Genomic DNA, 20276 nt, shown 5'->3' on the forward strand with positions numbered 1-20276 from the left:
TTCCGATTTGCAGATGTTTGCGCTAGAAGTGGTGCTGACGTGACTTCTCAACGAAAGTGATTGAATGGCTGATCCGATCCGTGACACCGATGGCCCTCGACATGTGGCCATCATCATGGACGGCAATGGCCGTTGGGCGACACAGCGGCGCAGGCCGCGGTTGTTTGGGCACCACGCGGGTGCCAAACGGGTCCGCGAAGTCGTCGAAGCCTGCCCAAAGATTGGCGTCAAGTACCTGACAATATTCGCATTTTCGACTGAAAACTGGAAGCGGACACAGGTTGAAGTCGCCGGATTGATGAGCCTGTTCCGGCGTTACATCGCCAAAGAGGCCAAGGCCCTTCGGGATGAAAACGTGCGGGTGCGTTTTATCGGGGATCGTGTTCGGCTGGACAAAAAGCTGATTGCGCTGATGGATGAACTCGAGCGCATGACGGAACCTTGCACCGGTGTGAACCTGACCATCGCTCTGAACTACGGCGGGCGCGATGAGGTGGCACGCGCCACCCGGCGCTTGGCGCAGGATGTGGCAGACGGCCATTTGCTGCCCGAGAACGTGAACGAAGAAACACTGCCAAAGTACCTTGATACACGGGTGCTGCCCGATCCTGATCTGGTGATCCGAACCAGTGGTGAGGCGCGGATTTCAAACTTCCTGCTTTGGCAGTCGGCCTATGCGGAATACGAATTCGTCGATACACTTTGGCCTGACTTCACAGCCGAGGAATTGGGGCGTCTGGTTGGGTCCTTTGGTGGACGCGAGCGGCGCTACGGGGCGGTTAAAGCATGAGCGGATCAAACTGGGATGACTTGAAGGCGCGCGTTGGCTCTGGCGTAGTGATGATTGTCATTGCCGGCGTTGGTGTCTGGCTGGGCGGCATCTGGTTTCACGCTTTGATTGCGGCCGCATGCGGCATTATGATCTGGGAACTGGTGTGCATGCTCGATCCTGCGCGCAAGCAGAGCCAATATGCGCTGGCTGCGGCCGCTGGCTTGGCCTCGTTCGTCGCGGTGTATTTGCCGGTAGGCATTTCGCTCTTGGTTCTATTGGTGCCTTCGCTATTGGGACTGGCCAGATTGCAGAAGGGCAAGACAACCTATGCAGTCTTCGCGGCGCTGATCCTTCTGGCAGGCTACGGCATGATGGGGCTGCGCGATGATTTCGGGCTGGTCTGGATATTCTGGTTGCTGCTGGTTGTTATTGCCACTGACGTTGCCGGCTACTTCGCGGGTCGCATGATCGGCGGGCCGAAACTCTGGCCGCGCGTCAGCCCGAAAAAAACATGGTCTGGTGCCATAGCCGGATGGCTGAGCGCGGCGGTTGTCGGGGGAATTTTTGCCTCAATTACCGGGGCTGGCTTTGGGCTGGTCCTCATTTCGATCATCGTCAGCATGGCAAGCCAGATGGGTGATATTGCCGAATCTGCGATCAAACGCCGGGCAGGGGTCAAGGACAGCTCGGCCCTGATCCCGGGTCATGGTGGCTTGCTGGATCGATTCGATGGGATGCTGGGGGCCGCGCTGTTCATTTTGCTGGTGGGGCTGCTGGTCGGCTTTCCGCCGGGCGCTGGATAACGCGGGGCAGGGCGCATGCGCAAAGTTTCCATTTTCGGCGCCACCGGCTCTATCGGCCAGAACACTATTGATCTGATCGCGCGGGATCCTGACGCTTATGATGTGATTGCGCTGACGGGTGGGCAAAATATCGCCCAACTCGCGGAGGATGCCCGGCGATTGAATGCGAAGATCGCGATCACGGCGGAAGATACCAAACTGGACGCGCTGCGCGATGCGCTGGCCGGAACCGGGATCGAGGTTGCCGCAGGGCGTGAAGCGTTGATCGAGGCTGCAGGGCGCCCCGCGGACTGGGTCATGTCCGCGATTGTGGGCGCGGCCGGGTTAGAGCCGGGTTTGCGGGCCTTGGAACAGGGCGCGACGCTTGCGCTGGCCAACAAGGAAAGCATGGTCTGCGCAGGGCCATTGATGATGCAGACGGCCAAGGCTCATGATGGCAGCATCCTGCCGGTGGACAGCGAGCACTCCGCTGTTTTTCAAGCCTTGATCGGCGAAGACATGGCAGCGGTTGAACGGGTGATCATCACCGCCTCTGGCGGGGCATTTCGTGACTGGCCAATCGAAGCGCTGGAAAACGCCACCCCAGCCGAAGCCGCAACGCACCCCAACTGGGACATGGGCCAGCGCATAACGATCGATTCAGCTTCCATGTTCAACAAGGCGCTGGAACTTATTGAAACACGGGAGTTTTTTGATCTGGAGCCACAGCAGATCGAAACGGTTGTTCATCCCGAAAGCATGATCCACGCACTGGTCGGTTTCAACGATGGAGCGCTGATGGCTCACGTGGGACCCCCGGATATGCGTCACGCAATCGGGTTCGCGTTGCACTACCCCAAACGTCTGGAATTGCCTGTGGCGCGACTGGATCTGGCGGCTTTGGGCCAGCTGAATTTCCGCAAGGCCTGCACGACGCGCTGGCCTGCACTTCGATTGGCGCGCGAAGTGATGGAGGCGCGCGGTTTGGCTGGTGCGGTCTTTAACGCGGCCAAGGAAACGGCGCTGGATGGCTTTATCGCCGGTCAGATCAAATTCACCCGCATGGCGGGCGTCGTGGAAGAGACACTCACCCTTCTTTCGGCCCATACAGGCCTTAAAGATGCCGATTTTACACTTGATACGGTCCTCAAAGCAGACCATCTCGCTAGGCAGACAGCCCGAGACATTATAGAGCAACAGGCCTGAAACGGGGGCATTTCGCTTGGAACTAACCAGTTTGATCCCGCAGTTTGGCGGTTTGATTTGGACGCTGATCGCTTTCGTGATCGCTTTGTCCGTCATTGTCGCGATCCACGAATACGGCCATTACATCATTGGCAAATGGTCCGGCATCTTCCCCGAAGTGTTTTCGCTGGGTTTCGGTCCTGTGTTGTTCAGCCGGGTCGACAAATTCGGCACCAAATGGCAATTCGCGGCGCTTCCCTTTGGCGGCTACGTCAAATTCAGGGGCGACTCCAATGCCTCGGGCGGTGTTGACGAAGACACAATGGACGCGCTGACAGCCGAGGAACGGCGAAGCACAATGAACGGCGCTCCGCTCTGGGCGCGTACAGCTACTGTGGCGGCTGGCCCGTTGTTCAATTTTGCCCTGTCGATCATCATTTTCACGTCGGTTTTCATGTTCCGCGGCGTCGTGGCTGAACCACTGACCGTTGGGGAATTGCGCACATTGCCAGCTCAGCAGGAATTGCAGAGCGGCGACGTGATTGTGCAGGTTGAGGGCAAGGCGCCCCCGGCTTTTGATGATCCTGTGGCTTATGAGGCCTTTATGAAGGCGCTGCCGCAACAGCCGCAGTTGAACTTCATCGTTGAACGCGCAGGCCAAGAAGTGGCCGTGGAAGGCCCCTATGTCTATCCGCCAATCGCGACTCAGATCGCGCCCCGTTCAGCGGCCGGCGACGCCGGAATGCAGGCGGGCGATGTGATTTTGTCCATCGATGGGCAGGAAATCTTTGCCTTTGATCAGCTCAAGCAGCGGGTCGAGGGCTCTGAAGGCGCGACACTGGCGCTTGAGGTTTGGCGCAACGGCGAGATTTTGCCGATTGATCTGACCCCAAAGCGGGTGGATGAGCCGCAGCCCGACAACACGTTCAAGACCTTCTACCGAATCGGAATCGTGGGCGGTATCGCCTTTGAGCCAGCCACGGAAACCCCCGGATTTGGCGAAGCGTTTATGTCCGGAACTGGTCAGGTCTGGGCAATCATGCAGGGGTCGATCTCTGGGCTGTGGCACATGGCGACCGGTTCCATCAGCACCTGCAATCTGTCCGGCCCGATCGGGATTGCCGAAACCTCTGGTGATATGGCCAGCCAGGGCACTGCGAGCTTTATCTGGTTCATTGCCGTTCTGAGCACGGCCGTAGGACTTTTGAACCTGTTCCCGGTTCCGGTTCTGGATGGCGGACACCTTGTGTTTTATGCCTATGAGGCGGTCTCTGGCCGCCCTCCAAGCCCCCGTGCACTTCAGGTTCTGATGAGCATCGGTCTGACGCTTATCCTGGGTCTGATGGTCTTTGCACTGACAAACGATCTGTTTTGCCCGTAACTGTTTCGGGCAATTCAACAATTGCCCGAACTGTTGCCCTATTCCTGCCTGAATCATTCGTTACCAAAGTTGCGTAATGTAGAGGAATTGGACCCATGCAAACCATTCAGGCCGGCTATCGCAGCATGTGGCTTCTTGTGTCGATCAACTGGGATCGGCTGCTCTACATTTGCACCATCGTTTTCGCGCTGTTTTTCGGCGCCTACCTTGGTGCAATGCTCCACTGAGTGAGGATTGCGACCAAAGCCTCCACAATATGTGGAATTTTTGCGCAGCTGCGTTTTGACAAGCCCCCGCATTCCCGATACTGACAAAACGTGGGATGTCATATTGGGTTTGCTGCAATGACCAAAGTCATTTTTGCGCGAAATTTGCGCCGGTCTGGGGAAAAGTTGAACGTCGCCAAGGTGGCCAAGGCAGTGGCTGTATCCATTGCCCTTGGAGCTGGGGTTGGTGTTGCGACTTTGCCGACACCTGTGCATGCGCAATCTTATGCGTTCACTTCGGTTACAATCGAGGGAAACCAGCGGATCGAGGCTGGAACCATCCTGACCTACGCTGGCATTGCTCGCGGGGCACGGATCAGCGGTGCCGAACTGAACGACGCCTATCAGCGCATTCTGGGCTCGGGCCTGTTCGAATCTGTCGAACTCATCCCGCAGGGATCGCGCCTCGTGATCCGGGTTGTGGAATTTCCGACGGTGAACCGTATCGCCTTCGAAGGGAACCGCCGCATCAAGGATGAGGACCTGAGCGCGATCGTGCAATCGCAATCCCGCCGCGTATTCAGCCCTCGCGTTGCAGAAGCGGACGCACAGGCGATTTCCGAAGCTTATGTCCAGCAGGGCCGGATCGCAGCGCGCGTCTCTCCCAAGGTCATTCGCCGGTCCGACAACCGCGTCGATCTGGTGTTTGAAGTCTTCGAAGGTGGCGTGTCCGAGATTGAGCGCATCGGTTTCGTGGGCAATGGTGTGTATTCCGACAACCGCCTGCGCCGCGTTCTGGAGACCAAGCAGGCCGGCCTGCTGCGCGCGCTCATCCGCAAAGACACCTTTGTCGAAGACCGCATCGAGTTCGACAAGCAGCTGCTCAATGATTTCTATCAGGCCCGCGGCTACGTTGATTTCCGTGTCACCGGCGTGAACGCCGAACTGGCGCAGGAACGTGACGGCTATTTCGTGACCTTCAATATCGAAGAAGGCCAGCAGTTCGCTGTGGGCGCGGTTTCGGTCACGTCCGATTTGCCGGATGTGGACACCGAACTGTTCCAGAGCCGGGTCAAGCTGCGTGAAGGGCAGATTTATTCGCCCACCCGCGTTGAAAACGAAATCGCCCGTCTCGAACGCCTCGCGATCAAAGAAGGCCTGAACTTCGTTCGCGTTGATCCGCGGGTCACACGCAATGACCGCGATCTGACGCTGGATGTCGAATTCAACCTAACACGTGGCGAACGCATCTTTGTCGAGCGCATCGATATCGAAGGCAACACGACCACGCTTGACCGTGTTGTGCGTCGCCAGTTCGACGTGGTCGAAGGCGATCCCTTCAACCCACGCGCTATCCGCGAAAGTGCGGAACGCATCCGGGCACTTGGTTTCTTTAGCAAGTCCGATGTTCAGGCCCGTGAAGGTTCGAGCCCGCAGCAGGTCATCGTGGATGTGGATGTTGAAGAACAGCCGACCGGTGCGCTTAGTTTCGGTGGCTCCTATTCGACCACAGATGGTTTTGGCGCTGCGATTTCCTTCAGCGAGCGCAACTTCTTGGGTCGTGGCCAGGCACTCAGCCTCGGTTTCAACACCTCGTCTTCGGCCCGGAACTATTCATTCAGCTTCCTTGAGCCTGCATTCCTTGGGCGCAACGTCGCCTTCGGCCTCGACCTCAGCTATTTCGAAACCGATGGCCTTGCCGCCGATTGGGACACCGCCGAAGGCTTGTTCCAGCCGTCCTTCAGCTTCCCGGTTTCTGAAAACGGGCGCCTGCAGCTGCGCTATGGTCTGCGTTTCACGGAAATGCTGGATCCGGGTGACGGTGCGATTGGTAATGTGATCGCGTCCGAAATTGCCCAAGGTCCGCGGTTCGACAGCTATCTTGGCTATACCTACAGCTACGACACACGTCGCACCGGTCTGAACCCGAATGCGGGTGTCTTGCTTGAGTTTGGACAGGACTTCGCAGGCCTCGGCGGCGATAGCACTTATATCAAGACACAGGCCAAGGCCGTCGCTCAGACCAAGATCCTGAACGAAGAGGTCACGTTGCGGGCCAGCTTTGAAGGGGGCGCTCTGAGCTACTCCAAGGGCAACAGCCGCTCCATCGACCGCTTCCAGATCGGCACCAGCGTCATGCGCGGTTTCGAATACGGAGGGATCGGTCCAAGGGAAATCGGCGGTGGCGTGAATGACCCACTGGGCGGCAACTTCTTTGCCGTTGCAAAGTTCGAAGCAGAATTCCCGGTTGGTCTTCCGGAAGAATACGGTATTTCCGGCGGTGTGTTCTATGACATCGGCTCGGTCTGGGGGCTTGATGGCTCCACAATGGCGGCGGGTGCGGGGAACATCGTGTCCGAAGGGTTCGACGCACGTCACGTGGTTGGTGTTTCGATCTTCTGGGACAGCGCGATCGGGCCGCTCCGTTTGAACTTCTCGGAAGCTGTCAAAAAGCAAAAGAACGACAAGCCGCTGAATTTCAACCTGACCATCTCGACTGAATTCTGATCTCATGCTTGGTCTGAGCCGTTTGCTGGCTTTGGTCTGCGGGACGATGCTCGCGCAGCTTGCGGTGCCTGTACCGGCGACGGCTCAGCAGATTGGCGGCGTGTTTGACACCGGCGACGTGCAGAGCTCCATTCTGGTTGTCGAATTTGACCGTCTGTTCACGCAAAGCGCCTTTGGCCAGCGGTTCACCCGCGAGGCCGAGGCCGAAAGCGCGAACATCAACGCCCAGAACCGCGCTATAGAAGCGGAACTGACCGAAGAAGAACGCCAGCTGACCGAACAGCGCAGCCAGATGGAGCCGGCAGAGTTCCGAGCGTTGGCAGACGCCTTTGACGAAAAGGTTCAGCGTTTGCGGGACGAGCAGGACGCAAAGGCCCGCGCTTTGGGCCAGCGCAGCGACGAGGAACGCCGCCGGTTTCTGGCAATCGCCCGACCTGTGATCGACAGATTGATGCAGGAATCCGGAGCGACAATCGTTCTGGACCGCCGGGCGGTTTTCCTGTCGGCGGATTTCATCGACATCACGGATCAGGCCATTGAACGGATTGACCGCACAATCGGTGACGGGGCCGCGCCGGAACAAGACCAATGACACTGGGCCTTGCGCTGCGCCTTGCTCTCTCGGGCGGTCGTTGCTAGGGACATATGCACAAAAGACGAAGGCAGGCTTTCCATGAGTGACACCCATCTGAGCGCCGATATCCAACTGATCCAGCGCATTCTTCCGCACCGTTATCCGTTTTTGCTGGTGGATCGCGTCGAAGAGATCGAAGGCACGCAATCGGCAGTCGGCATCAAGAATGTCACCATGAACGAGCCGCATTTCCAAGGACATTTCCCCGGTCTGCCTATCATGCCCGGAGTCACCATTGTCGAGGCCATGGCCCAGACTGCTGCCGTGATGGTGGGAACCGCGCTGGATATGGCGGACAAGGAAATGAAGGTCTACTTCATGTCCATCGACAAATGTAAGTTCCGCCGCAAGGTGGTGCCCGGCGATCAGTTGCGCATGCGCCTGACAACGCTGCGCGGCAAGCCCGGTGGCAAGGTCTGGAAGTTCGGCGGCGTAGCCGAAGTTGAAGGCGAAATGGCAGCCGAAGCCGAGTTTACCGCCATGATGGATTTGCCCGGGTGAGCGCGACAGGCATTCATCCGAGCGCAGTCATCGAGGACGGTGCGCAGATTGGCGAAGGCTGTGTGATTGGCCCGTTTTGCCACATCGGTCCTTCGGTTGTTCTGGGCGACCGTGTTGAGCTGAAAAGCCACGTTGTCGTTTCGGGCAAGACCGAGATTGGCGAAGAAACGATCGTGTTTCCGTTTTCGGTGATCGGTGAGATTCCGCAGGATCTGAAGTTCAAAGGCGAAGAGACCCGTTTGGTCATCGGCAAACGCAACCGGATCCGTGAACATGTCACGATGAACACCGGCACCGAAGGTGGTGGCGGCGTCACACGTGTGGGCGATGATGGCTTGTTCATGGCAGGCTGCCACGTTGCCCATGATGCGCAGGTTGGAAATCGGGTGATTGTCGTGAATTCGGCCGCCTTGGCCGGACATTGCGTGCTCGAAGATGACGTGATCATTGGCGGTTTGTCCGGTGTGCATCAGTGGGTGCGGATCGGGCAGGGTGCGATCATCGGTGCTGTCACCATGGTGACCAATGATGTGATCCCCTATGGCCTCGTTCAGGCGCCACGCGGCAAGCTGGATGGCCTGAATCTTGTCGGGCTCAAGCGCAAGGGCGTGGACCGCAGCGACATCACCGCCCTTCGGGCTGCGTTTCAGATGCTGGCACAGGGCGAGGGTGCCTTTCAGGATCGTGCGCGCCGGTTGGGCGCGGAAACCCAAAGCGACTATGTTCAGCAGATTGTCGATTTCGTTCTCGGCGATAGCGATCGGTCGTTCCTGACGCCGGGTTGACCCGTATGCTGGCTTTGATCGCCGGCAAAGGGGCTTTGCCTGGGGCTGTGGCCGCCGCGCAGCCCGAACCACCGTTGATTTGCGCCTTGGGGTCTTCGCCGCCGGATTCGGTCGCGCCGGATCGCGTGTTTGATCTTGAGCGGCTGGGTGGTTTCATGCGTTGGCTGCGCGCGCAGGGCGTGACGCATGTGTGTCTGTGTGGAGCCGTGTCGCGCCCGCAAGTGCGCTGGTGGCGCATGGATGCGCGCACGCTGTTTTTGCTTCCTCGCATTCTCAAGGCTTTGCGCAGTGGCGACGACAGCGCGTTGCGGATTGCCATCAGTATTCTGGAGGCGGGCGGCTTTACCGTTGTCGCGGCCCATGAGGCCGCGCCTGCGCTGTTGTTGCAGGCTGGCGTGCCAACCGTCGCCAAACCGGATGCAGAAGCCGAACAGGCCGCCCTGCAAGGCGATGCTGTAAGCATAGAACAGGGGCAGGCCGATCTGGGGCAGGCCTGTGTCGTTGCGCCCGGCAAAACGATTGCGCGCGAAGACATCAGCGGAACCGATGCGATGCTCGTCCGACTGGGCGCGCCGGCGCGTGGTGCGTGGTTCTACAAGGCCACCAAACCGGGCCAGGACCGGCGCGCGGATTTACCGGTCGTCGGGCCGGACACCGCCCGACGGGCCGCCGAAAAAGGGCTGGCCGGGCTGATCATCGAAGCGGGCGGCGTCATGGTTCTGGATGCTCCAAAAACATTGGCCACTCTGGATCAGGCCGGGCTGTCGTTGTGGATCCGGGAAAGGGCGCTCTGATGCGCGTATTCATCACAGCCGGCGAAGCCTCGGGTGATAAATTGGGCGCAGCCCTCATAGAGGGTTTGCGGGCCTTGGTGCCCGATGTGACCTTTGAAGGCATCGGCGGGCCACGCATGAGCGAGGCAGGGCTGCAAAGCCTGTTCCCGATGGATGAAATCTCGATCATGGGGATCGGTGAAATCCTGAAGGAATACCGGCATCTCAAGGCGCGCATTCGTGAAACGGCGGACGCGGTTGTGGCCGCACAGCCTGATGTCTTGATCACCATTGATCTGCCCGAGTTTTCCCTGCGCGTTGCTCGACTCGTCAAAGCAGCATCGGATGTGCGCTGTGTCCATTACGTGGCGCCCACAGTCTGGGCGTGGCGTCCAAAGCGCGCGGATAAGATGGCTGCGCATATCGATCAGGTGCTGGCGGTTCTACCGTTTGAGCCGCCCTATATGCAGGCTGCCGGGATGGAATGCGATTTCGTTGGGCATCCGGTTGTGATGGATCCTCAGGCCAGCGCGGCCGAAGCCCAAGCCTTCAGGCAGGCGCAGGGCATTCAGGGCCCGTCTGCACTGATCCTTCCGGGCTCGCGCCGGTCCGAAGTGGCGCGGCTGCTCCCGATTTTTGCCGATGTGGCGCGGCGTCTGCACGACCAACGCCCTGAGATGCGTCTGATTGTGCCCGCTGGCATCCAAGTGGTGGACACGGTTCAGGAGGCAGCGCGCAACTGGCCCGGTGATCCGATCATCCTTGATCCGCGGGCTGATGTGGATGGTGCGCAAAAACGGGCTGCGTTCCGGGCGGCGGATGTCGCTGTCGCGGCCTCCGGCACTGTGTCGCTTGAACTGGCGGCAGCGGGGACACCGATGGTCATCGCCTACGACATGAGTTGGCTCAGCCGTCAGATCATCGGGCGGATGCTGCTGGTGGATACTGTGACCCTGGTCAATCTGGTGTCAGAGGACCGGTCCGTGCCCGAATTCATCGGCAAGGATTGTGATCCGGTCGCCATTACCAATGCAGTTCTGGATGTTCTGGACGATCCGCAATCCCAGAATGCGGCCATGGAATTGACCATGGATCGATTGGGGCGCGGCGGGCCAAGCCCGGGTGAACGCGCCGCGCGCGCAGTACTGGATGGAATCCGCCGGAGCGCCGATCGCAAGCCCTGACCGGCGTACGGGCGCAGTGCGATCAGCGTTCAGGCAGCAACCCGCGCGGGCTGAACCGCAACACCAGCAACAAAATGACCCCCATGGTCAGCAGGCGCAGATGTTGCGCGCTGTTGAGCAGATGGTCCTTCAGCGCGCTTCCATCGGCCATGCCTGCGGTGATCAGGGTCATCAGGCCTTGCCCCATCGGTTCCACCTGAACCCAGAGGAACCAGATCAGGAAACCGCCCAGAACAGCCCCAAGGTTGTTGCCCGAGCCGCCTACGATCACCATAACCCAGATCAGGAATGTATAACGCAAGGGCTGATAGGTGCCGGGGGTCAACTGCCCATCCAGCGTGGTCATCATGGCCCCTGCAATCCCGCAAATGGCACTGCCCAGAACAAAGACCTGCAAGTGACGCGCGGTGACGTCCTTGCCCATGGCGCGTGCCGATACTTCGTTGTCTCGAATGGCGCGCATCATGCGGCCCCACGGCGAATTCAAGGCCAACTGCGCCAGCACCAGCAGGACGATAAGAACCGCGGCAAATAGCAGAGAATACCCCAGTTTGACGGTCAATGTGGACGCAGTTGTCGGATCAAGCCCCAGTCCCGAGGCGCGCTCGACGAATGAGGGATCATTCTGCAAGTCCACTTCATAGGGAACAGGGCGAGGCAGGCCGATCACATTCTTCACGCCGCGGGCCAACCAGTCTTCGTTCTTGAGCACAGCAATCACGATTTCAGCAATTCCCAGCGTCGCAATCGCCAGATAGTCCGAGCGCAAACCCAGCGCCGTCTTGCCAATCACCCAAGCCGCCCCGGCGGCGAGCAATCCACCGACAGGCCATGCCAAAACAACCGGTAGACCCAGTCCTCCAAGGTATCCCGCCAACGCCGGATCCACGGCTTCGATGGCTTCGACGGCGGGATCAAGGATGGCCCGGTAGACAAAGAACCCGCCCAGCAGCAACGCCGCCACGGCCCATCCCTTGCGCAGACGTTTCCACAGGTAGACGGCCGCAACAACCAGACCCGCGCCCGCAGCCAGCGCCAGCAACACCCGCACCCCGCCAGCGGCCCAAGCCGCTCCAACAGGGGGCATGGAGGTCAGCACAACGGCCAATCCACCCAGCGCCACAAAACCCATGACACCCACGTTGAACAGACCTGCGATGCCCCATTGCAGGTTTACACCCAGCGCCATGACTGCGCTGACCAGTCCCATGTTCAGGATCAGCAGAGCGGTGTTCCAGCTTTGCAGGAAACCAGTGCCCAGAATGAGAAGGGCAACCATTGCAAATAATGCGATTGTTCTGACCGATTGTGTCATACCGCTTTGCCTTTCATCAGACCGGTGGGTTTGAACAGCAGGACGATCACGAGGATCACAAAGCTGACCGCGAATTTGTAGTCGGTGGACAACAGCTGAACGAGGCTGTCAGGCGCCAGACTGTCGGGCAGGGCGTAGCCGAGCACCTTCTTCCAAGCATAGGTGATGCCAACCTCTGAAAAGGCGATGACGAACCCGCCCAGAATGGCGCCCAATGGATTGCCCAGACCGCCGACGATCGCGGCTGCAAAGATCGGCAGCAGCAATTGGAAATAGGTGAAAGGCTTGTAGCTCTTGTCGAGACCGTACAGCACACCCGCCACCGTGATCAGTGCAGCCACAATCAACCACGTGACGCGTTCAACCTTTTCAGGATTGATACCAGAGAGCAGCGCCAGATCTTCATTGTCTGAATAGGCCCGCATGCTTTTGCCGGTGCGGGTTCGGTTCAGGAACCAGAACAGCAGGGCCACCACGATGATCGCGGTCACGACGGTAATACCCTGTGTTGTGCGGATCGCGAGCCCTTCGCTCAACCCGGTCATTGCCTTGAATTCGCGCGCCGAAATAATGAAACGTTCTCCATCGGCGAACCGCTGGTCATCGGGCCCCAGAATGACGCGGGTCAGGCCGTTGTAGATAAACATGACCCCAATCGAGACGATGACCAGAATGACCGGTTTGGCCTTTTGCTTGCGATAGAACCGATAGACAGCCCGATCCGTAGCCAAGACCAGAACCGCCGTCGCAGCGATCCCGAAGGGAATGGCCAACAGAGCTGTGGGCAGGGGCCCCAGCGATATGCCCAGCGATTGCAGCCACCATGTCACCAGCACCACAACCATCGTGCCAAAGGCCATGGTGTCGCCATGGGCAAAATTCGAAAAGCGCAAAATGCCATAGATAAGCGTGACCCCCAGCGCCCCCAGCGCCAGTTGGCTGCCATAGGCAACGGCCGGGATCAGCACGAAATTGGCCAGTGCTACGATTGCATTGAGCAGATCCATCAGATTTCCAATCCCAAATTCGGTCGCGCGTGCGTAAGCGCACACCCATCAGCGGCGCGTATTGTGGCGGCCAGACGGTGTGTCATGTCACGGCACAGTCCCATCATTGTGTGCAGCTTCCGTGATAGCGAACCGCATAAGAGCCTTCGAAAAGACCGACTTCGGTGTATGTGGCCGCACCATCGCTCAGAAGGGTCATCAGCCCAACAGCGCCATTGCTCGCGCCTGAGGCAAAGGCGCGGTGGCCCTCCTCTTCGCTCAGCAGATCAAAGGCTCTCTCACCGGCGATGCCGGACATCAAAAACCGGTCTTCCATCGCGCCAAAGGTCACCTCGTAGCTGGTTTCCTGACACCCTTCGGTGTCCAGACATTCGGTCGTAAAGAGACAGCTCAGCGTCTGCGCCGCAACCGGGTTGGCTGAAAGCGTCATGATCAACAGGCCCGCAAGGGTTTGAAGATTTCTCATTGGTCCACCTCACATGTTCCGCGCCACATGTCCCGTCCAAAGCTCAGCGAGGCCGATCCTTCGGGGTCCACGATCATCAGTATATCGACGTCCGGCGGCGTATCGGCATGAAATCCGGCCCAGCCGCCGGGCAGGGCGACCGCCTCGGCCACCAATTTGCGCCCGTTGAGATCCACCTTGGCCACAACCCGCTGCGGTGGCTCGTCCCGCGATATCGGCGGCGCAAGTTGCGCGCGGTCCAGAGAAAAGCGCACCGGCATCTGTGCGCCCTCCTGCGCCAGATCGCAGGCATAGGTCATCACCGTGCCTGCCCGGGCTCCCGAAGCCAAAGCGCAAAGGATCGCCGCAGCCATGATCATGCGTCCGGGCTTCTTCTTTTTCCAAATACGCCATCCCACATCAGCCCCCCAGAAACGAGCGGCGCACGTCCGGGTCGGCCAGCAGATCCTTACCAGTGCCTGTATGCGCATTCGCGCCCTGCACCAGCACATAGCCTTTATCCGCGATCTCCAGAGCCTGCCGGGCGTTCTGTTCCACCATCAATATGCAGATCCCGGTTCGGGCCACTTCGATGATGCGATCAAAAAGTTCGTCCATCACAATGGGCGAAACCCCGGCGGTGGGTTCATCCAGCATCAGGACCTTTGGCTGGGTCATCAAAGCCCGGCCCACAGCCACCTGCTGGCGCTGACCGCCCGACAACTCACCCGCAGCCTGCGCGCGTTTTTCACGCAGGATCGGAAACAGCTCGAACACCTGCTCCATGGTTTCGCGGTAGTCATCCTCGCGGATGAATGCCCCCATCTCCAGGTTCTCTTCGACCGTCATCGAGGTAAAGATGTTCGACGTCTGCGGAACAAACCCCATGCCTTTGCGCACACGGGCCTGCGGGCTGAGTTCGGTAATGTCCTGCCCATCAAGGCGCACAGCGCCCTGCCGCAAATTGAGCATTCCGAAAACAGCCTTCATCGCCGTCGACTTGCCAGCTCCGTTGGGCCCGACGATCACCGCGATCTCTCCGCGTTCAACGGCGATAGTGCAGTCGTGCAGAATGTCCGGGCCGGATTTCCCGTAGCCACCGGTCATACTGTCACCGATCAAGAATGGCTCGCCGCTCATGCTGATCTCCCGTGTTTCTTTGTGCCCCAAATATCCCGGGGAGTCGGCGCGTGCGGCGACGGGGCAGAGCCCCGCGCGTGGGCCGCAGGCCCGCGCGCCCTACGGCGACGCCCTTGGGCGGCGCAATCCTGTACCGGCACAGGCATTCGTTGGCCCGTCAGCATCATGTGGCCGCTTCCTTGTTTTTCAGTCCGGTGCCCAGATAGGCCTCGATCACCTGCTCGTTGGCCTTGATTTCGTCCAGCGTGCCTTCGGCCAGCTTCTTGCCCTCAGCCATGACGATCACCGGATCACAAATGCGACCGATAAAGTCCATGTCGTGTTCAATCACGCAGAAGGTATACCCGCGTTCGCGGTTCAGACGCTGGATCGTGTCGGCGATGGTATTCAGCAAGGTCCGGTTCACACCGGCGCCAACTTCGTCCAGAAAAACAATCTTGGCGTCCACCATCATGGTGCGGCCCAGTTCCAGCAGCTTTTTCTGCCCGCCCGAAACAGCCCCCGCCGGATGGTCTGCAAGATGTGAAATGGTCAGGAACTCAAGGACTTCATCCGCCTTGGCGCGCAGCGCGCGTTCTTCCTCGGCAATGCGTTTGCGTCCGAACCAGGTGTTCCAGAGCTGTTCCCCGGATTGTCCGCCGGGCACCATCATCAGGTTCTCGCGGCAGCTCATGGATGAAAATTCATGGGCAATCTGGAATGTGCGCAGCAGGCCTTTGTGAAACAAGGCGTGCGGGGGCAGACCGGTGATGTCTTCGCCATCCATAAAGACGCGCCCGGATGTGGGTGGCAGTGCCCCGGCGATCACATTGAACAGCGTGGTCTTGCCTGCGCCATTCGGGCCAACCAGCCCGGTGATTGATCCCGTAGCGATCTCAAGCGATGCACCATCAACAGCTCTGAAGCCGCCAAAGTGGCGGTGCAGGTTTTCAACCCGGATCACGATGATATCCCCTTATGCAGCGTTTGGACGCTGTCTTTGGTCTTGTGAAAACGGCCCGGATGTCCGGGCCGCTTCTGTTTTCTCGTTCGTCAGATCAGCGGTAGCCGACAACGGCCAATGCGCCATCCTTGACGGTATATTCCGCATAAGAGCCTGCGGCTTCGCCTGGGCCGACCAGCTCAACGCCTGTGGCGCCTGCGTAGTCCACATCACCGCCTGCGGCGAGGATCTCGATGGCCTTGCCCAGCTCACCGGGAAGGATCGGCTCGCCCGGTGCATTGGCTACGTCCATGATTTTGGCTGCATAGTCGCCGGGCTCAACAGAACCTGCGGCGGCCATGGCCAGCATGATCAGGGCTGCAGCGTCATAGCTTTCGCCAGCGTAGACAGAGGTGCCGTCGATGCCGGCTGCGCTTGCCATTTCAGCAAAGATCGCGCCGCCTGCGTTGTCCGAACCCGGAGCCGTGCCGATGGTGCCATCAATGTCGCTGCCGAAGGCCGCTGTCAGGCTGTCACCGATCATGCCGTCGCCGAGGGCGAACATGTCGAATGCACCGGTGTCCAACGAGGCCTGAATGACGCCTGCGCCACCTTGATCGACGTAGCCCAGAACAACCAGCGCGTCGCCGCCAGCGGATGCCAGTGCGCCAACTTCTGCCGAGTAGTCCGCTTTGCCATCTTCATGGGCCGCGGCCAGAGTGACAGAACCACCAGCGGCCTCATAGGCTGCCTGGAATGCGTCAGCAAAGCCTTTGCCGTAGTCGTTGTTGGTGTAGGTCACCGCAACGGAAGAGACGCCTTTTTCCATCAGGATACCGGCCAGAACTTCGCCCTGACGCGCATCGGATGGCGCGGTGCGGAAGAAAAGACCGTTGTCTTCGGCTGCCGACAGAGCAGGCGATGTCGCCGATGGCGATACCATCACGATGCCGTTTGGCACGGCGACGTTCGACAGGATTGCACCGGTCACACCCGAGCAATCGGCACCCATGATGCCTTTGACGCCGTCCGATGTGATCAGACGTTCCGCTGCGGCGGAGGCCGCTGCCGCGTCAACGCATGTGCTGTCTGCGCGCACGGGCATGACAGACATGCCGTCCATCAGCTTGCCGCTTTCGGTGACTTCGGCCATTGCCATTTCAGCGCCTGCCGCCATAGCGGGTGTCAGCGATTCAATCGGGCCGGTAAAGCCAAGGATCACGCCCAGCTTCAGTTCAGACCCGTGACCATCTGCATAGGCGCCGCCGGCAAGCAGCGCGCTGGCCGCGGTAGCGATCATCAGTTTTTTCATGTTTCATCTCCCTGTTGGATCATTCTTGTCCGGCCCTCAGATTAGGGCTGGCACAGGGAAAAGAAAAGGGGCCGCGGAAATGCCTGCCCCAGCGTAAATTGTGGCGTTGATCAGGCTACTTGGCCTTGCCGCAGGCAGTGCTGCCCCCATATGTTTCCCAGTACACAAAGGCAGGAGTCTTTCATGGTTTTTCGCGCGGGTCTGATTTCGATGTCCCTGATCTGTGGGACGGCGTCCTTTGCCGGGCCAGTGGATACCATGGCGGGCCAGATGCAGGCCGAAGCGGTCGTCGAAGACCTGTTTACGCCCTGGGCCTTTGGCTTTCTGCCCGATGGCACCATCCTGATCACCGAAAGGGATGGCGAGTTGCTGTCGTTCAAAGATGGTCAGCGCAGTGAAATCTCGGGGCTTCCCAAGATTCTGGTCGACGGGCAGGGCGGCCTGCTGGATGTTCTTGTTCCTCGGGATTTTGCACAAAGCCGGCAATTGTTTTTCACCTATGCGAAAAAGCAGTTCCTGCGCGGCTCAGGGACGGCCGTTTACCGGGCAACACTGTCCGAGGATGGAACCTCGCTTGAGGACGGCGAAACGATTTTTCAGATTGCGCGCGGTACAGGCGGAGGATTCCACTTTGGCTCCAGGCTTGTAGAAGCGCAGGACGGCACTTTGTACGTGACCATCGGCGATCGCGGCAATCCGGATCAGGCGCAAGACCTTGAGATGCACAACGGATCGGTTCTGCGGATCACCAAGGACGGGCGGGCGCCCGATGACAATCCGTTTGTCGGTCAGCGCGGGGCTTTGGATGAAATCTGGTCCTATGGGCATCGCAACCCGCAAGGTGCGGCCATGGATGCCGAGGGACAGATCTGGGTGGCGGAACATGGTGCCAAGGGCGGGGACGAAGTGAACCGGATTGCCAAAGGCGCGAACTTTGGCTGGCCAGTCATTTCCTATGGCGTGAACTATGACGGATCCAAAATTGGCGAAGGCACCGCAAAGGATGGCATGGAACAGCCCGTACACTACTGGGACCCATCAATCGCGCCGTCCGGGATGACATTCTATGACGGTGTCGTTTCGGACTGGGCTGGAAATGCTTTTGTTGGATCGTTGAAATTCAGTTATATTTCAAGACTTTCCGGAGACCCTCTGGCCGAGGTGGAGCGTATCGAATCCGAAGAAACCTCGCGTGTTCGCGATGTCCGGCAAGGCCCGGATGGCGCGCTTTGGTTTCTGTCGGTCGGCAATGGCGCACTCTATCGGTTGGCCCCCGCAACGGGTGGCTGAACCGTCCGCGCCGGTGTCAAAGTCTGGCATTCCCGCCTAGCCATCGGCGCGCAGCCCTGCCATTCTGGAGATGCATTTCACCAGGAGGCCATTATGCGTTCAGCCCTTTTGACCCTACCGTTCGCCGCCATGTTGCTTGCGTCCCCGGTTGCTGCCCAGCAACCGGATTCGGTGTTCAACGACTATGCCGATATGCGCGCTCAGATGGATGAGCTGACAAAAACCCGGAACATTCAGCAGCTTATGCTGCGTTTTGGCGGTGCGGACGAAATGACCACCGTTCAGTTGGACAACCTCGATGCGCAGGTCGAACAGATCTATGCAGTAGACTTCGAGCAGGTCTCAGTTCTGCGTCGCACCGAACATGACAACGGCTTTTACCAAGAGTTGCTCGCGTATTGGACCGGCTTGAACTACCTCTATGTCTACGTTTTCTACCATGAACGTGACGGAAAGATCGTGGCGATAAATTTCCGTTTTAATAGCGATTTCAATGCATTGAACAATTTGTTTTAAGCGTCGCTTGAGCGTTTCAGCCTGTAGTAGGCGGTGTCGGTCATCTCGATGCCGCCGTAGTCGAAGTTTTCCTTTTCGACGCCGGTCAGTTCAAAGCCAAGTCTGCCCAGCAGCTTGGCAGACGACAGGTTGCGCGGATCAATTTCGGCGGTCAGGGCCGGTGCATCGGGAAATTGGGTCCACACCGTGCCTATCAGCGCGGCGACCGCTTCGCTTGCATAGCCGTGACCCCAATAATCCGGATGCAGGATGTAGGCGATCTCGTAGCGTCGCCAAAGCCCGGCGCGGCCGATCAATTGGCCGTCTAGCGTGATGCCGAGCTCAAGGTGGTCCTGAGGGGCATGGCGCATGAAATCGGCAAGCACGCCCTTTGTTTTCTCGGGATCGTTCCAGGCTGGCCTGTCCCAATACTGCATGGCCCGCGGATCCGAGAAAATACTGTGCAATGCATCGAGGTCCGCATCGCAAAACGGACGCAGTGTCAGCCGCTTTGTATGGATCACACCGAAAGGCGTGATGCATGCGCACCACGTTCGCGGTAGGGCGTGGTTTCATAATGCGCACGGTAGCATTTCGAAAAATGCGACGGCGAGGCAAAGCCGCAAGCCAAGGCGACATTGATCACGCTCATATCTGTTTGCATCAGCAGGTTACGCGCTTTTTGCAGCCTCAGTTCCATGTAGTAGCGCTTGGGCGAGCGGTTCAGGTAGCGCCGGAACAAACGCTCCAGCTGGCGGGTCGACATGCCAACTTCCGAGGCCAGGATCGAAGGGCTGATCGGCTCTTCGATGTTGGCTTCCATCATCTGGATGACCTGGCTGAGTTTCGGATGCCTGACACCAATACGCGTAGGCACGGACAGGCGCTGTGTGTCCTGATCGGTGCGGATCGAGCTGTAAATCTGCTGATCGGCCACAGCATTGGCCAGCTCTTCGCCATGTTCATTTGAGATGACCTGCAAAAACAGGTCGATCGAGGATGTGCCGCCAGCGGTCGAGAACCGGTTTCCATCAATCGTGAACACCGATTTTGTCAGTTCCACCTCTTCGAATTCTTCAGAAAAGCTGTCCTGATTTTCCCAGTGAATCGTCGTGCGTTTGCCGTCGAGCAGTCCAGCGGCTGCAAGCGAGTAAGACGCCGTGCAAAGGCCGCCAATCTGGATGCCCTTACGGGCCTCGCGGCGCAACCAGTTCAACAGGCGTTTTGTTGTGGCGGCCTGTACGTCCCGTCCGCCGCAAACGACGATGGTATCATCACGGTGCAACTCTGTCAGGTCGTCGTCCAACTGAAACACTGTTCCCGTTGAGCAAGCCATGGTTTGACCGCCTTCGCCCACCACACGCCATGAATACAGGGGCTTTCCAGACATCTGGTTGGCAAGGCGCAGGCAGTCCAGCGCGGCCGCAAAGCTGAGCAGCGTGAAGTTTTCGAGCAGTACAAACACGAAGCGTCTTGGTTTGTCGGGAACCGTGTCAACCGAAACGCTGTTTTGCTGAACCGGAGGAAGCATCTTGGCGGTATTCCTTTGCCATTCCGCACCACGTTTTCGGCGTTTGCGGCATCTTTCTTCTCAGATGGTCAGAACTCAAAGGAAGCGTCAAGACATGTTGCGCGATTC

Annotated in this window: 22 protein-coding genes; 13 read left to right on the forward strand and 9 right to left on the reverse strand. The window is 59.0% G+C overall.

Translation table 11 applies throughout. From position 1 onward, the window contains the following. Positions 1–64 precede the first annotated feature (64 nt). From PFY00_RS05895 to lpxB, 11 genes are all read left to right on the forward strand, one after another. A complete protein-coding gene (locus tag PFY00_RS05895; RefSeq protein ID WP_271431611.1) occupies positions 65–790 on the forward strand; it encodes an isoprenyl transferase in 726 nt (241 codons plus the stop codon). Then, complete coding sequence (locus tag PFY00_RS05900; protein WP_271431612.1) at positions 787–1575, forward strand: phosphatidate cytidylyltransferase; 789 nt, start codon at positions 787–789, stop codon at positions 1573–1575. The genes PFY00_RS05895 and PFY00_RS05900 overlap by 4 nt, the downstream gene beginning before the upstream one ends. Positions 1576–1590: 15 nt before the next feature. Then, positions 1591–2760 (forward strand): 1-deoxy-D-xylulose-5-phosphate reductoisomerase, encoded by a 1170-nt coding sequence (gene dxr / locus PFY00_RS05905; protein WP_271431613.1) that lies wholly within the window; start codon positions 1591–1593, stop codon positions 2758–2760. 16 nt (positions 2761–2776) lie between these two features. Next, positions 2777–4120 carry an RIP metalloprotease RseP gene (gene rseP, locus PFY00_RS05910; protein ID WP_271431614.1) on the forward strand — a complete coding sequence of 448 codons (1344 nt, stop codon included), beginning with the start codon at positions 2777–2779 and terminating at the stop codon, positions 4118–4120. A gap of 95 nt (positions 4121–4215) precedes the next feature. Next, positions 4216–4347, forward strand: coding sequence for a hypothetical protein (locus PFY00_RS05915; RefSeq protein ID WP_271431615.1), 132 nt, complete (start codon positions 4216–4218; stop codon positions 4345–4347). Positions 4348–4464: 117 nt separating this feature from the next. Further along, positions 4465–6834: an outer membrane protein assembly factor BamA gene (gene bamA, locus PFY00_RS05920; RefSeq protein ID WP_271431616.1), complete on the forward strand. Its 2370-nt coding sequence runs from the start codon at positions 4465–4467 to the stop codon at positions 6832–6834. Between the two features lie 4 nt (positions 6835–6838). Next, on the forward strand, positions 6839–7426 hold the full coding sequence (locus PFY00_RS05925) for an OmpH family outer membrane protein (RefSeq protein WP_271431617.1): 588 nt from the start codon (positions 6839–6841) through the stop codon (positions 7424–7426). Between the two features lie 81 nt (positions 7427–7507). Then, positions 7508–7969, forward strand: coding sequence for a 3-hydroxyacyl-ACP dehydratase FabZ (fabZ, locus tag PFY00_RS05930; RefSeq protein ID WP_271431618.1), 462 nt, complete (start codon positions 7508–7510; stop codon positions 7967–7969). Then, on the forward strand, positions 7966–8754 hold the full coding sequence (lpxA, locus tag PFY00_RS05935) for an acyl-ACP--UDP-N-acetylglucosamine O-acyltransferase (RefSeq protein WP_271431619.1): 789 nt from the start codon (positions 7966–7968) through the stop codon (positions 8752–8754). The genes fabZ and lpxA overlap by 4 nt, the downstream gene beginning before the upstream one ends. A 5-nt stretch (positions 8755–8759) precedes the next feature. Next, positions 8760–9548, forward strand: coding sequence for an LpxI family protein (locus PFY00_RS05940; RefSeq protein WP_271431620.1), 789 nt, complete (start codon positions 8760–8762; stop codon positions 9546–9548). Next, entirely contained in the window at positions 9548–10711 is a 1164-nt protein-coding gene (gene lpxB / locus PFY00_RS05945; protein ID WP_271431621.1) for a lipid-A-disaccharide synthase, read from the forward strand. The genes PFY00_RS05940 and lpxB overlap by 1 nt, the downstream gene beginning before the upstream one ends. 22 nt (positions 10712–10733) lie before the next feature. On the opposite strand, the gene PFY00_RS05950 is transcribed toward lpxB, so the two are convergent. The 7 genes from PFY00_RS05950 to PFY00_RS05980 all read right to left on the reverse strand — a co-directional run bounded on the left by PFY00_RS05950 (position 10734) and on the right by PFY00_RS05980 (position 16852). Further along, positions 10734–12026, reverse strand: coding sequence for a branched-chain amino acid ABC transporter permease (locus PFY00_RS05950; protein ID WP_271431622.1), 1293 nt, complete (start codon positions 12024–12026; stop codon positions 10734–10736). Further along, positions 12023–13033, reverse strand: coding sequence for a branched-chain amino acid ABC transporter permease (locus PFY00_RS05955; RefSeq protein ID WP_271431623.1), 1011 nt, complete (start codon positions 13031–13033; stop codon positions 12023–12025). Before PFY00_RS05955 ends, PFY00_RS05950 begins: the two co-directional genes overlap by 4 nt. Positions 13034–13136: 103 nt before the next feature. After that, positions 13137–13499 carry a hypothetical protein gene (locus tag PFY00_RS05960; RefSeq protein WP_271431624.1) on the reverse strand — a complete coding sequence of 121 codons (363 nt, stop codon included), beginning with the start codon at positions 13497–13499 and terminating at the stop codon, positions 13137–13139. Then, on the reverse strand, positions 13496–13897 hold the full coding sequence (locus tag PFY00_RS05965; protein WP_271431625.1) for a hypothetical protein: 402 nt from the start codon (positions 13895–13897) through the stop codon (positions 13496–13498). Before PFY00_RS05965 ends, PFY00_RS05960 begins: the two co-directional genes overlap by 4 nt. Before the next feature lies 1 nt (position 13898). Continuing rightward, positions 13899–14618 (reverse strand): ABC transporter ATP-binding protein, encoded by a 720-nt coding sequence (locus PFY00_RS05970; protein WP_271431626.1) that lies wholly within the window; start codon positions 14616–14618, stop codon positions 13899–13901. Positions 14619–14781: 163 nt separating this feature from the next. Next, complete coding sequence (locus PFY00_RS05975; RefSeq protein WP_271431627.1) at positions 14782–15561, reverse strand: ABC transporter ATP-binding protein; 780 nt, start codon at positions 15559–15561, stop codon at positions 14782–14784. Between the two features lie 94 nt (positions 15562–15655). Then, positions 15656–16852, reverse strand: a complete 1197-nt coding sequence (locus PFY00_RS05980; RefSeq protein WP_271431628.1) for an ABC transporter substrate-binding protein — start codon at positions 16850–16852, stop codon at positions 15656–15658. Between the two features lie 183 nt (positions 16853–17035). Here PFY00_RS05980 and PFY00_RS05985 point away from each other — a divergent pair, with 183 nt between their 5' ends. Beyond that, the gene (locus PFY00_RS05985; RefSeq protein ID WP_271431629.1) at positions 17036–18142 is read left to right on the forward strand and encodes a PQQ-dependent sugar dehydrogenase; all 1107 of its coding nucleotides are present in this window, start codon (positions 17036–17038) and stop codon (positions 18140–18142) included. 93 nt (positions 18143–18235) lie between these two features. After that, positions 18236–18658, forward strand: coding sequence for a hypothetical protein (locus PFY00_RS05990; RefSeq protein WP_271431630.1), 423 nt, complete (start codon positions 18236–18238; stop codon positions 18656–18658). Here PFY00_RS05990 and PFY00_RS05995 read toward each other — a convergent pair. Both PFY00_RS05995 and PFY00_RS06000 read right to left on the reverse strand, forming a co-directional pair. After that, positions 18655–19161, reverse strand: a complete 507-nt coding sequence (locus PFY00_RS05995) for a GNAT family N-acetyltransferase (protein WP_271431631.1) — start codon at positions 19159–19161, stop codon at positions 18655–18657. The two genes, PFY00_RS05990 and PFY00_RS05995, sit on opposite strands and share 4 nt — an antisense overlap. Then, positions 19158–20168 (reverse strand): GlxA family transcriptional regulator, encoded by a 1011-nt coding sequence (locus tag PFY00_RS06000; RefSeq protein WP_271431632.1) that lies wholly within the window; start codon positions 20166–20168, stop codon positions 19158–19160. The genes PFY00_RS05995 and PFY00_RS06000 overlap by 4 nt, the downstream gene beginning before the upstream one ends. Between the last annotated feature and the right edge of the window lie 108 nt (positions 20169–20276).

Origin of the sequence: Thalassococcus lentus (assembly GCF_028023555.1) — a bacterium.
GTDB classification, from domain to species: Bacteria; Pseudomonadota; Alphaproteobacteria; order Rhodobacterales; family Rhodobacteraceae; genus Thalassococcus_A; species Thalassococcus_A lentus.